This is a genomic window from Streptomyces sp. NPDC042259 (genome assembly GCF_055582085.1).
This window is the reverse complement of sequence record NZ_JBVJDW010000001.1, coordinates 868,024-880,334: the sequence shown is the minus strand read 5'-3', so window position 1 is coordinate 880,334 and position 12,311 is coordinate 868,024. Positions and strand designations below refer to the sequence as shown.

Genomic DNA, 12,311 nt, shown 5'->3' with positions numbered 1-12,311 from the left:
GGACTAACGCGCCCCGAAGACCTGTGTCCACTTCGGGCCGCCGGAGTCGGAGGTGACTCCTACGCCGATCTCCTTGAACGCGCAGTTGAGGATGTTCTGGCGGTGGCCGGAGCTGTTCATCCAGGAGTTCATGACGGCCGCCGGGCCGCTCTGCCCGGCGGCGACGTTCTCGCCGTACGTGCTCCACCGGTACCCGGCGGCGGTGATGCGCTCGCCGGGGCCCTGGCCGTCGGGGTTGGTGTGGTCCATGTAGTCGCGGGCGGCCATGTCGTCGGAGTGGCGCTGGGCGGCCGTGGTCAGCTGCGAGTTGCTCGTCAGCGGCGAGCAACCCGCCTTGGCCCGCTCGTCGTTGACGAGGGCGATGACCTGCTGCGCGGTGCTGCCGCCACCCGCGTTGCCGGTGGGCGGCTTCGGCTTCGGGCGGGCCGGCGCGGCATCACGCCGGGGCTTCGACGTCGTCGCGCTCGCCTCGGGGGCCGAGGACTTCGCCGAGGCGGAGGCCTTGGGGGAGGGCTTCTTGGACGCCGATGCCGACGCCGACGGGCTGCCGCTGGACGAGGGCTTGGCGGACGCCGTGGCGGAGGTCTCGATCGGTGAGGGGGTGCGGTCCCCGAAGGGCACGGCCTGCCCGGGGGCACTCGCGGCCTTCGGCTCGGTGCTCTCGGAGGAGTCGGAGAAGAGGTACGGGCCGCCCAGCACGCCGCCGCCGATCAGGGCGAGCACTCCGGCCCCGATCCCCGCGCGTACGGCGGTGCGGTTGCCGCGGGCGCGGTGGCTGCGGGGAGCGGAGGGCTGGTTCGGTATGGAGGAACGATTCGGCATAGCGGCCTGATTCGGTATCGGGGACGGTTCCGGTGTCGGGGAGGCGGGGACGCAGTCGTGCGGATCGGCGTACGGGTCGGGGGCCGGAGCGGGTGCGGGGCCCGGGGGTGAGGCGTACGCCACCGGCTGGGTGTCGAGCACGGAGCCGCCGCCCCACCACCCGAGCAGCGCGCCCGTGACGGGCACCAGGCCGAGACCGGCGAGCAGCCCCTCGGCGGGGACCAGGGACGTCCCGGCGCCGCCGCAGTCCGCGCAGCCCCGCGTGTGCCGGGCGAGGCGCTTGCGCCACAGCGCGGAGGGGGTGCCGTCCCAGGGCGCGACGAGTTCGGCGAGTTCCCGGCAGCGCGGGTCGGCGGCCAGGGCCCGGACGACGCCCCGGGCGATGTCGAGCTGGGCCTTGCAGCGCTGGACGCGCACGGCGGTGTGCTGCGGGGAGAGGCCCAGTGCGGTGGCGACCTCGGCGCGGGTCAGCTCGCCCCCGGCCTCCAGCCACCACAGGGACAGCACGTCGCGGTCCCCGTCGTCCAGCCAGCGGGTGGCTTCCGCGACCTCGCGGCGTTGGCCCGACAGGCCCAGCCGCATGATCGTGATGTCCACGAAGTCGGCACCGGTGTCCGGCACTTCGCGGCCGACCTCCTGGAGTCCGCCCACGGGGGTCTCCTCGCGTTGTCCGTCCCGCCAGTGGCCGCGTATCTGGTTCATCGTGATCGCGACGAGCCAGGACCGGCAGGAGGCCGGATCCCGCAGCCCGTCAAGGCCGTTGATCATGCGGAGCATGGTCTCCTGGACCACGTCGTCGACGTCCGCGTGCCCGTTCAGCGCGCGGCCGACGATGTTGTAGACCAGCGGCAGGTACGCGGCGACGAGTTCGTCCTGCGCGGCGGTGTTCCCGGCGCGCGCTGCCTCGATCACGGCCACGGTCACGCTGTCGTTCCGCACGTCCCGCCCACCTCTTTCCGCACCTGAGTCGATTGCCGTCCCGACACATGGGAGACCCGAAGGCGCTCATCCAATAACAAGAAAGTGGAGATCGGTTCGGGGGAAAAGATCGGGACGGCGGGTGGGCGGGGGTGGCGGCGCCCGGCCCCCGATGGCTGGGCCCGTGCGGAAACAGTCGGCGAACGGCCAGCTCAGAGCGGGTTTCCGGAAGATCGGCAGCGCGTCGGGCCGGGCCCCGGGCCGGGACCCGGACCGGTCCGGCGCGGGCCCGGTGTGAAGCACCTCACGTGCGTCTCGACTGCACCGGTGTGCCCTAAATGCGCCTCTCGTCACCCGGGTTGCGGGGGTGCGGGGCGGACGGTGATCCGTCCAGGAACTCCGTCACGATGCCCGGCGTCGCGAGGTCCGCGAAGTCCGCCGCCTCCGTGGCCGACATGTCCCGGATGCGGTATCCGTCCTCGCCGGCCGCGACCCCGGCCGTGACGGTGACGACGCCCGCCCGGCGGGAGAACGGCGTGTCCGAGAACGTCCACGCCAGCACCGCGTCCCGGCGCAGCGTGACGGTCTCCCGGCCGAAGGTGCCGGACCGCACGATCAGATGGCGGCCCCGCACCGCGTGCCCCAGCGCGCGGTAGGCGTCGTGCGCGAGGCCCCAGGCGACCGGGGCCGCGAGCAGCGCGTAACCCGCCGCGCAGTACAGCAGCACGGGGGTGAGCAGCCACCCCAGCAGGGCCAGCACCGCCGTCGGCGGCAGGACGCCCCACATCAGCGCGCGCACGATCCGGCGCCGCAGGGCCACCCGGGGGTGCGGGCGCAGCGCGTCCGTGTCGACCTCCTCGCCCAGCACCCCCGCGCACACCCGCAGCGCCTCGGCGCGGGAGGCGGGTGGCAGGAGGGCGCTGCGCTTGCGGTTCTCCTCGCGGTTGCCGAGGCCGCCGGCGACCGCCCGTACGCTCGCGCCGCCGCCCGCGCGCAGCAGCAGCGGCTCGCGCAGGGCCACTCCGCGCAGCCTGGCCCGCTCGATGGAAACGGAACGGGTCGTCAGCAGGCCGTGGCGGATGCCGAGGGTCGCCTCGTCGGTCCACTCCAGGCGGTACCGCCCCCAGTTCTCGGCGTAGAGAAGCACCGAGCCGAGCACGCCGGTCACCACCACCGCGAGCAGGGCCAGCGGGACGGTGAGCCACAGGGCGCTGTGGCCGAACTCCTCGAACGACCGGCGGACGATGCCGATCCGCCACGGCTTGACCCCGATCCCGTCGAACACCCTCCACACGGCGCCCAGCGCGGCGAAGACGCCTCCGAAGACCCAGAACGTGAGCGGCGCGTAGCGCAGCCGGCGCGGATCGGTGGTGGCGAGCACCGGGTCCCGGCCGCTCACGGCCCCCGCCCGCGCGAGGAGTTCGGCCCGCAGCCGCACGGCCTCGGCCCTGGCCAGGGCGTCCAGGGACAGCTCGCTGCGTCCGCCCGCCGAACCGGCCGTGCCCGCCCGGAGCACCGTGAGCCCCAGGACCCGCTGGACGGGGTTGGCGGTCAGGTCGACGTTGCGCACGCGGTGCAGCGGGATCGACCGCAGCCGCCGGGTGAACAGGCCCGTGCGCAGTTCGAGGGAGTCGTCGGTGACGCGGTAGCGGGTGCGCGACCACGTGACGAGGCCGGCGGTGGTGACGACGGCGAAGACGACTCCGATGACCCCGAGGGTGACCCACCCCCGGGCGTCGAGCCGGCCCCCGGTGGCCAGCGCGGCGAGCGCCAGCGAGCCCAGCGGTGCGGCCATCCAGGTGCAGTGCACGAGGAGGGTGCGGCGGGCGAGCGACCGCCAGCCGTCGCGTCCCGGCCCGGCCGGGCCCGGCCCGGTCACGCGGCGTCCTCCGGGACGGTGCCGGTGGCGGCGGTGATGCGCTCGGCCAGCAGCCGGGCGTCGGCGTCGGAGAGCCCCGCGATCTTCACGTCACCGGCCGTGGAAGCGGTGGTGACGGTGACCGTGGCGAGCCCGAAGTACCGCTGTATCGGCCCGCGTCCGGTGTCGACGGTCTGGACGCGCGAGAGCGGGGCTATCCGCCGCTTCTGCCAGAACCACCCGCTCGCGGCGTAGACCGCGTTTTCCCCCAGCTCCCAGGCGTGCACGCGGTACCGCATGGCCGGCATGGCCAGCGTGTACGCCAGGGCGGGCAGCACGAGGACGACCAGCAGCAGCGGACCGAGCCAGGGCAGGGCCCCGGGAAAGAAGAGGAGGGACAGGGCGAACAGCGCCAGGGCGGTCAGCAGCACGGGCCCGCTGACGGTGACCAGCGACTGCACGGTCCACCACCGCCGGGCGCGGGGATCGACGCTGTTGCGCGGCGGCCGGAGCCTGACGCGCGTGTGGTGCCGGTGTCCGACCATGACCGCCCCCGGATCTTTTCGCAAGTCAATCGTATTGGCAGGGGTTAAGGTATAGCAATACAAACGACCTGTAAAAGCGAGGAGGGGCGCCACGTGCCCAAGCGGGTGGACCACGAGGAACGCCGCCGGAGGATCGCGGAGGCCCTCTGGAGGATCGCGTGCGAGCGTGGTCTCGACGGGGCGAGCCTGCGGGACGTCGCGGCCGAAGCGGGCATCTCGCTCGGGCAGTTGCAGCACTACTTCTCCAGCAAGGACGAGATGCTCGTCTTCGCCCTCGACCACATCAGCGCCCTCGCGGCCCGCCGCGTCGGCGAACGCGTCCAGGCCCTGGCCGAGGCCCCCGCCCCGCGCGACATCCTGCGCGAGATGGCGGTCGAGATGCTGCCCCTGGACGACGAGAGCCGCACCGGCAACCTCGTCCAGATCGCCTACTTCGTCCGGGCCGTCCACGACGACCGCCTGCGCCGCCACGCCAAGGAGGGCATCCCGGCCCTGCGCGCCCTCTTCGCCACCCAGATCCGGCAGGCCATCACCCGAGGCGAAATCCCCGCCGACCGCGACCCCGACACGGAAGCGATGCTGCTGATCGCGCTGATCGACGGGCTGACGAACTACACGCTGCTGGAGGTGACGTCCGGACCGGGGGCGCTGCGCTTGCTGGATGCGCATTTGGAGGGGCTGTTCACCGTGTAGCCGGTGCCGGCGGGCGTCTTGGCCGCCTCTCGCCTGGCCGCCGGTGTTTCGGCCGCGGGCCGGCCCGTGCCGCCTGCGGCGGCGTGGCGCCTCTCGCCTGGCCGGCGGGTCCTTGACTGCGGGCCGTCTTGGCCGCCTGCGGCGGCTGGCGCCCTGCGGGCGCGTCCTCAATCGCCGGACGGGCTTGATTTTCAAGCCCGTCCGGCGATTGAGGACAACCTCCGCGCAGCGGAGGTGCGCACCCACGGCCCGCAGGGCCAAGCGCACGCCCGGCAAGGGCAACGGCAAGGGCAAAGGCAACGGCAAAGGCTCAGCGCCGAGCGGCCCGGTTTCGGCCCCCCGGTCCTCGGGAGAGGACGCCCGCGAGTTCGTCCAGCGCGTCGACCAGGAGTTCCGCGGCGCGCACCGCCACCCCCTCGTCGTCCACCCGTGCCTGCCACGCGGCGTAGGCCTGGAGGGGGCCGGACCAGTCCAGGTCCCGCCGTTCCCGGATGGCGGCGACGGCGTCCGGCAGGGCCGCGCGCAGGGCCGCCGCGAAGTCGTCGGCCTCCTTGGAGGGAGCGGCGTCGCGGTCCGGGAGGTGGGCCTCCATCAGCATCGTCGCCCGGCCCATCGTGGCCAGTGCCGCCTCCGCGCCGCGCTCCGCGCTGCGCGAGAGCCCCCGGTGCCGCACGGGCTCCCGCTGGGCGCGGGCCACCGTGTCCTCCCAGGCCTGGCGCGCGGCCCGGGAGTCGAGCAGGGACTCCCGTACCCGGCGCGGCTTGCGGTCGGCGGGCCGGGCGAACGCGTCGAGGACGGCGAGGGAGTAGCGGCCGTTGGCCGCCAGCCAGTCGGCGAGCCGGTCGCGCAGCTTGGGCGTCTCCCACGCCGGGAACAGCGCGTACGCCGCCATCGCCAGCAGCCCGCCCAGCAGGGTGAGGATGACCCGTTCCTCCACGGTCTGCGACCAGCCCCCGCCCGCGATGCCGAGCAGGAAGACGACGTACGCGGCGATGCACGCCGACGCCACGCTGTAACCGGTGCGCATCAGCAGGTACATCAGGGCGATGCAGACCACGGCGAGGCCCGCGCACACCCACGGCCCGGGGTGGGCGAGGGCCATCACCAGGCCGCCGATGAACACCCCGACGAGCGTCCCGACGAAGCGCGCGACCCCGCGCGAGTACGTCTGGCCGAAGTCGGGCCGCATGACCATGACCGACGTCATCGGCGCCCAGTAGCCGTGCCCCAGCGGCAGCGCGCTGCCGAGTGCGTACCCGGCCAGCGAGACGCCCGCGACCCGCACCGCGTGCCGCCCGATCGCCGAGGACCAGCGCGCCTCCCGGCGCAGCGCCCGCAGCCCCACCGGCACCAGCCGGGGCACGGTGGGCCGCAGCAGATGGCGGTACGGCTCCTTCTCCCCGCGCTTCTCGGGGGCCTTGACGTCCTTGGGCTCCCCGCCCGCCGGAGGGGTTTCCTTGACGGGCTCGTCGGTGGCCTCGACGGCGTCCGCGAGCAGCGCGATCAGCCGCAGCGCCGAACGACGGGCGGGCCCCGTGAGCATCGAACCGGACTCGGAACCCTCCAGGACCGCCATCGCCTCCGCCGGCAGCCGTATCGGCCTGCCCCAGCGGATCGACCGCGCCACCGCGTCCAGCACGGTCCCGGCGGCGGCCAGCAGATCCCGTACGTGGCCCCGCTCCGGCCCCTCGGCGGGCGCGCCCACGACGGGGTCGGCGAGCGAGGCCAGCACCGGCCGCAGCCGCTCCGCGACCCCGCGCGGCCCGCCCAGCTGACGCGGCCGGTTCCGGGCCTGCCGGGGAGTCAGTTCGGCGGCGCTGCGGGCGTCCATCAGTGGCTGCGCGTCGAACCGCGCCACCGGGTCGTGCCGCAGCCTGCGCGCGTAGTCCGCCACGGCGGCCAGCGCGTCCGCGAGCGCGTCGCGCTGCAGCCCCCAGGGTCTGATCGGGAAGACGACGATCAGCGCGGCCTGGACCACGCCCGCGCAGACGATGATCCCGGCGTGCAGCAGCGCCCCCGCGACGGAGGTGGGCAGGGTGACGGTGATCAGCATGACCGCGACGGTCTGCGTCGCGACCATCCCCGACACCGGCCCGACCGCCCACGCCATCCCGGCGAACAGTGTCCAGACGACCAGCAGCACGGCGAAGACGACATGGTCGGCGGCGGCCATGTACCCCAGGAACGTGCTGATCGCGAGCCCCGCCGCCACCGCCAGGGCCAGCACGGGCCGTGGCCGCCAGCTCCGCTGGAAGGTCACCAGCGCGGAGGCGAACGCCCCGAAGGCCGACGACACCGCCAGCGTCGGCGTGGCGAGCCACAGCACGACCCCGATGACGATCGCCACCCCGGCCGCACCCCGCACCGCGACCAGCGGCTGCAACTTGGTCCGCTCGACCGTCAGCCCGGTGCGGACGGTGTCCTTCAGCGCCTTCGACCAGGTCATGCCCCCGAGCTTACGGTCCTGACCGCAACTGAGCGGAATGCGACCGACCGCTTCTTTCCGTGGCCGCTTCCCTGACCTGACAGGGCTTCACGGAGTCGGGCGACGCCCCCGCCGTCGCGGCGCGTCAGCCGCGCCCGGGGAGGGTCAGCGGGGACCGGGCCCGCCACAGGCCGACGACGGGTTCGAGCATCGCCCCCAGCTCCGGCATGCGCGGCACGAGCGACAGGGCGCTCACCACCTGGAGCAGCCGCGCGCCCTCCATGACGTCGAGCAAACCCCGGTCCACCCGGGTGCCGCCCGCCCTCTCGTACGCTTCGACCCCGCGCGGACCGGCGAGCGTCAGGTCCCACTCCACGGGCCCCCGGGTGACGTCCTCGAAGTCGTTGAAGACATAGCCGTCGGCCGTCCGCAGGACGTTGTAGCACGGCGAGTCTCCGTGCAGCGTCTGCACACGGGCGGCGGGGAAGTACCCGGGAAAATCGGCCACGAGCGCTTCGAGCACCGCGTACTCCCGCTCGGCCCGGTCCAGCTCCGCCGTCGTCAGCGACTGCGGCCGCTTCGCCAGCTCGGCGAGCGCGGGCTTCAGGGGCGGCACCAGGGGTGACAGCAGCGGCAGCGGCTCGCCCGGATATCCGGCCAGCAGGCCGTGCAAGCGGGCGGCCCAGCCGGTCTGCTCGACGAAGCGGTCCTCCAGGGCCTGGTCCTCGGGAGCGTCGCTCTCGCTGACGAACTCCCAGAAGGTCAGCGACCTGCCCTCGAACTCGACCGGTTCGCGCGGCACGAGCGGACTCGGCCGCACAACCGGGGCACCGCTGTCGGCCAGCCACCCCGCCACGGCCAGCTCACGCCGCTGCTTGACCGCCTGCTCCTCCAGGGACGCGAGCGCCAGGGTGGGCACCCGCACGACGACCGGGTCCGGGGCGAGATGGACCAGTACGTTGAAGACGTCGTGCAGCACGCGCGGTTCGTCCGCCCGCAGCCCCAGCCGCCGCCCGGCCCTGGTCGCGAGGCCCACGGCCTCTTCGGCGCGCTTGCTGAGAGAGTTCGGGTTCACCATGGGCCGATCCTCCCCGGGGGAGCGGCGCGGTGTCGACGGGGTTGTCCCGGCCCCGGAAAGCGGTTTGGGCGCGGTGTGCCACTGCGGCTAGATTGATGCGATTCATCCGATCGGCGAGGAAATGTTTAATGCGCAAACTGGTGTGGGGTGCGGGCGCGGTGTCCGCCGCGTTGGCGGTCGGTCTGCTGACCGGCTGCTCGTCCGCTGACGACAAGGGCGGCGACGCGAAGGCCTCGGCCGGCGCGACGAAGGGAACCGGGGAGACCGGGGACACCGGGAAGAAGGACACCGGGAAGGCCGTCGGGAAGAAGGACGACGCCCGGATCGGGAACGCCGGGACGGCCTGCGCGCTGCCGGTGTCGTTCGAGGTGGCGAAGGGGTGGAAGCCGTCGGCGTCCTCGGCCGAGGAGGCGAAGATGCTCGCCAAGCTGAACGACCGTACGTCGGTCACGGCCGCCTGCGTGGTCGACGCGAAGCCGGCCGGCCTGCTCGGCAACATGCGGGTATGGACCGCGGGACGGACCGAGAAGTCGCCGCGCGAGGTCCTGGACGCGTTCATGGCCGAGGAGAAGCGCGTCATCGAGCCGGAATACACCGAGACGAAGGCCGGCGGCCTGCCCGCCGCGGAAGTCTCCTACAAGGAGACGAGCCCCCTGCTGGACGAACCGTCCCCGCAGCGGGCCCTCGCCCTGACGACCCCGAAGGGCACGGTGGTCCTGCACCTCACCGCGTTCGACGGCAACGAGTACAAGGACATGCTCCCGGCGTACGAACTGGCCAAGAAGACGCTGCGCCTGGCCGGCTGAGGCATCGCACGGGCCGCCTGCGGTGGCGGGCCCCTGCGGGTGGTGTCCTCAGTCGCCGGGCGGGCATCGGCGGGTGACGAACGGATAATCCGGTCGTTACACAGGCCATGAAGATGATCTCGCGCAGTCTCGGTGTGGCCGCCGCAACCGGCATTCTGCTGGCGGCGACCGCACCGGCTCACGCCGCCGACGTATTGGACCTGGTCAACGCCAAGCGCGTGCCCGTGTCCGTCCTCTCCTCGGGCAACACCAGCGCGGACGACATCAACGTCGTCACCATCAAGCCGAGCAGCGTCGGTCCGTGGGCGGGCGCGGTGGTCAGGGAGGCGTCGCGCCCGTTTGAGGAGGATGTGGTGGAGGCTCTGCTCGCCGGCCTGATCGGCCACGACTACGAGGAATAGACACCACTCGTAGTCCCGCACGTTCCGGCGGGCTTTCAGGCTGGCGGGCCATCTCCGGCTCGGCGAAGGCCGCCAACAGGCTGTCGCGGTCCCGCGACGACCACGGGCGCAGGAACAACCGGCCAGGCACCTCTATACATGCGCGCACACCAGCAGTATCCGTGGCCCAGGGGTGATTCCTGCCGCGTGCCGGCCCTGCCGCGGGGTGTTGGCCTGGCCTCGGACGGAAGGCCCCGTCGGATGGACGCGAGCTGAGGAGCGGGTGTGGTGCGGAAGTCCCCGGGTGCGGCGTGGGGAATCGGAGTCACCGTCATGCTGGCCGCCATCGTCGTGGTGGTGGCCCTCGCCGTCATAGGAGCGTTCGAGGTCGACCAGACGGTGCGAACCCCCGACGCGGACGCCTCTCCCAGCGCCTATGACGTCGACCGCGCCCCCGAACCACCCGATCTGCCCCGTCCCCCCGACATCCAGCGACCCCCGATCCCGGGCACGTTGCGGTGACTCGCTCGTGCCGAGCGTGATCAGCCCTGTTCCTCCAGCACCTCGGCCTCGGCCGGGGCGCGGATGTCCAGTGGCTTGTTGAAGGCACTGAACGAGGTGGTGGTCCGGTAGTCGGGCCCCTTGTAGACGACCTTGAGGATGTACGGGGTGCCAACGGTGGCGACGTAGTAGGTATAGGAAGCTCCCTTCTCCGTCTCGACGGTCACCCTCAGCGGAATCGCCGCGATGCCGTTGACTTCGGTCGGTTCACCCTTCGTCGCCTTACCGAAGGACGTGAACTCCCGGGTGCACTCGGCGAGCCCGTCCCCCGGCTCGGCATCACTGGCAGCGGCCTTGAGCCAGGGGATCCGCCCCTTCATACCGGCTGTGCCCCGGGCCGACCATTTGCCGACATAGGCGCGATCCGGGCGGACGTAGTCCACGTCGTCGATCCGGATCTGTTCGAGGGTGCCACCTTTGGCCCAGGTCGACTTGACCGCACACCGGCTCTTGAGATCGGTCGTCATATGACTGGAATACCCGTTGGTCGAGGTGGTGTCCCCGTCGATGGTCACCGACCGGAGCCTGCGCATCGCGTCGTTCGCGTCATCGAGCATCCGCGCGGCGGAGACTTCCTCCGTCGAGCTGCCGCCCGCGCAGCCGGTCACGGTGGCCCCCACCACGACGCATGCCATTGCCGCTGTCACAGCGGTCTTTGTCGTTCGCACGATTCCCCCACGTTGTGGACGGACCACACTAACGCGGGCGTCGTACGCCTACCCTCCCGGGAGGCTGGGGTATGAGGGCTGTATCCAGCCCTCATCGACCGCCGTGACAAAGGCTTGCCAAGCCCCTGTCGGGAAGAGGAGGGCGGGGCCGTGCGGGTCCTTGCTGTCGCGTATGGGGACGATGCCGGTGGGTATGTGAGTGGGGGCCCATTCCAGGCAGTTGCCACCGTTGTTGTTGCTGTAGCTGGACTTGAACCACTCCAGTCCGGAGGGGTCCGCAGAGGCACTCATGAGGGCAGCTCCTCCATGGTGGTGTAGATAAGGGCCGCCGTGTCGCTTGGTGACAGGGCGTAAGCAGTGATCAGATCGTATGTCCGCTGGAAGCTACTGACGATCTCCGGATCTTCCAGCAACTTGCCTGTCGTGATGCTCTCCTCGTAGGCAACCGTGGTGCCGTCGTCCATGGTGAGGAGGGACAGCGAGCCGCCCAACAGTCCATGTTCCCCTTGTTCGAATGGCAGAACCTGCACGACGCACGTCGGGGTGTCCACCCGGGCGGCCAACTCGGCCAACTGCCCGCGCCAAGCGGCGGGTCCGCCGATAGGACGTCGCAACACGGATTCGTCGATGATGATCGAGAGATCCGGCGGCGAGTCGTTGCATAGCAACGCCTGACGGCCTATTCGAGCCGCGACCAGCTCGTCGATCCGACTCACGGCCAGCTTGCGTCCGCCCGAGCGGAAGATCGCACGAGCGTAGTCCTCCGTCTGCACGAGGCCCGGTACGAAACACCCGGAGTACTCCCGGATGACCCGGGCCTGCGTTTCCAGCATCATCCGGCGTCGGTACTGGTCCGGATGGACCTCGTGCCGAGCCAGTGAATACAGGCGCTCGAAGTGTCCGTCCGTCCCGAACGCCGCATCCAGCCGCGCCGCCAGATCCGGTGGCGGTACGTGCTCCGCCACCTCGACGCGGGACAGATGACTGCGGCTGTACCGGACGACCTCCGCCAGTCTCTCCAGGCTCATGCCCGCGAGTTCGCGGTGTCTGCGGACCTCGGAGCCGAACAGGTGGCGGGCCGAGCGGTCCGGTGTCAGTTCGCGTGGTCGTCGCGCCATGCGCGTACCCCCTCATTTTCCCAAGGTTGGGGTTGGGAAATGAATCTCTTCCGGAGCGTACTCGCGGAACGCGACGCTAGAGGCACACACGGTCATCATCCCCACACGTGAGGCACAGGTACCCCCATGCCCGAAACAGCCATGCCCCGCAGCTCGCGGCCGCGCCCCGCGCCCTGTCCCGAGTGCCGTCTGATCAGGGCGGCGTACGCGCTCGTGTCGCGCGCGGGTGACCGCGTCGCCGCGCGTGGGTGGATCGCGGCCATGGGCCGCCACCACCGGGCGGTGCACTGATGGCGGCGGCACGCTATTGCGCGCACGTATTTCCCGAACGGGCGGCAGCCCAGGAGTGCGGCCGCTGCGGGGTGCGGCGATTCACGAAGTACGGGGCGCTGTGGCGGGACGTGCCGCCGGCCGTCAGGGACGCGCCCACCGGGCACGG

The 12,311-nt window shown here is 72.1% G+C and carries 12 protein-coding genes and 1 pseudogene; 5 read left to right on the top strand and 8 right to left on the bottom strand.

Annotation, left to right across the window (positions count from 1 at the left end):
- Window positions 1-3 precede the first annotated feature (3 nt).
- The 3 genes from ACZ6MA_RS03980 to ACZ6MA_RS03970 form a co-directional block, all read right to left on the bottom strand.
- Entirely contained in the window at window positions 4-1,761 is a 1,758-nt protein-coding gene (locus ACZ6MA_RS03980) for a sigma-70 family RNA polymerase sigma factor (protein WP_469430818.1), read from the bottom strand.
- Between the two features lie 313 nt (window positions 1,762-2,074).
- Window positions 2,075-3,619, bottom strand: a complete 1,545-nt coding sequence (locus ACZ6MA_RS03975) for a PH domain-containing protein (protein ID WP_469430817.1) — start codon at window positions 3,617-3,619, stop codon at window positions 2,075-2,077.
- Window positions 3,616-4,143, bottom strand: coding sequence for a PH domain-containing protein (locus ACZ6MA_RS03970; RefSeq protein ID WP_469431196.1), 528 nt, complete (start codon window positions 4,141-4,143; stop codon window positions 3,616-3,618). The genes ACZ6MA_RS03975 and ACZ6MA_RS03970 overlap by 4 nt, the downstream gene beginning before the upstream one ends.
- 93 nt (window positions 4,144-4,236) lie before the next feature.
- Between ACZ6MA_RS03970 and ACZ6MA_RS03965 the strand changes: the two genes are divergently transcribed.
- Entirely contained in the window at window positions 4,237-4,836 is a 600-nt protein-coding gene (locus tag ACZ6MA_RS03965; RefSeq protein ID WP_469430815.1) for a TetR/AcrR family transcriptional regulator, read from the top strand.
- 310 nt (window positions 4,837-5,146) lie between these two features.
- On the opposite strand, the gene ACZ6MA_RS03960 is transcribed toward ACZ6MA_RS03965, so the two are convergent.
- Both ACZ6MA_RS03960 and ACZ6MA_RS03955 read right to left on the bottom strand, forming a co-directional pair.
- Complete coding sequence (locus ACZ6MA_RS03960; protein WP_469430814.1) at window positions 5,147-7,282, bottom strand: FUSC family protein; 2,136 nt, start codon at window positions 7,280-7,282, stop codon at window positions 5,147-5,149.
- Window positions 7,283-7,406: 124 nt separating this feature from the next.
- A complete protein-coding gene (locus ACZ6MA_RS03955; RefSeq protein WP_469430813.1) occupies window positions 7,407-8,339 on the bottom strand; it encodes a phosphotransferase in 933 nt (310 codons plus the stop codon).
- Window positions 8,340-8,467: 128 nt separating this feature from the next.
- On the opposite strand from ACZ6MA_RS03955, the gene ACZ6MA_RS03950 reads away from it, so the two are divergent.
- From ACZ6MA_RS03950 to ACZ6MA_RS03940, 3 genes are all read left to right on the top strand, one after another.
- Window positions 8,468-9,145, top strand: a complete 678-nt coding sequence (locus ACZ6MA_RS03950; RefSeq protein WP_469430812.1) for a lipoprotein — start codon at window positions 8,468-8,470, stop codon at window positions 9,143-9,145.
- A 107-nt stretch (window positions 9,146-9,252) separates the two neighbouring features.
- Window positions 9,253-9,546, top strand: coding sequence for a hypothetical protein (locus ACZ6MA_RS03945; RefSeq protein ID WP_469430810.1), 294 nt, complete (start codon window positions 9,253-9,255; stop codon window positions 9,544-9,546).
- 264 nt (window positions 9,547-9,810) lie between these two features.
- Window positions 9,811-10,047, top strand: a complete 237-nt coding sequence (locus ACZ6MA_RS03940) for a hypothetical protein (protein WP_469430808.1) — start codon at window positions 9,811-9,813, stop codon at window positions 10,045-10,047.
- 20 nt (window positions 10,048-10,067) lie between these two features.
- Here ACZ6MA_RS03940 and ACZ6MA_RS03935 read toward each other — a convergent pair whose 3' ends face one another.
- The 3 genes from ACZ6MA_RS03935 to ACZ6MA_RS03925 form a co-directional block, all read right to left on the bottom strand.
- Window positions 10,068-10,733, bottom strand: a complete 666-nt coding sequence (locus ACZ6MA_RS03935) for a hypothetical protein (protein WP_469430807.1) — start codon at window positions 10,731-10,733, stop codon at window positions 10,068-10,070.
- Window positions 10,734-10,802: 69 nt separating this feature from the next.
- A complete protein-coding gene (locus ACZ6MA_RS03930; RefSeq protein ID WP_469430806.1) occupies window positions 10,803-11,045 on the bottom strand; it encodes a DUF397 domain-containing protein in 243 nt (80 codons plus the stop codon).
- A complete protein-coding gene (locus ACZ6MA_RS03925) occupies window positions 11,042-11,872 on the bottom strand; it encodes a helix-turn-helix domain-containing protein (RefSeq protein ID WP_469430804.1) in 831 nt (276 codons plus the stop codon). Before ACZ6MA_RS03925 ends, ACZ6MA_RS03930 begins: the two co-directional genes overlap by 4 nt.
- 290 nt (window positions 11,873-12,162) lie before the next feature.
- Here ACZ6MA_RS03925 and ACZ6MA_RS03920 point away from each other — a divergent pair.
- Window positions 12,163-12,291, top strand: a pseudogene (locus ACZ6MA_RS03920) (DUF6255 family natural product biosynthesis protein); the annotation flags it as partial.
- Window positions 12,292-12,311: the final 20 nt, after the last annotated feature.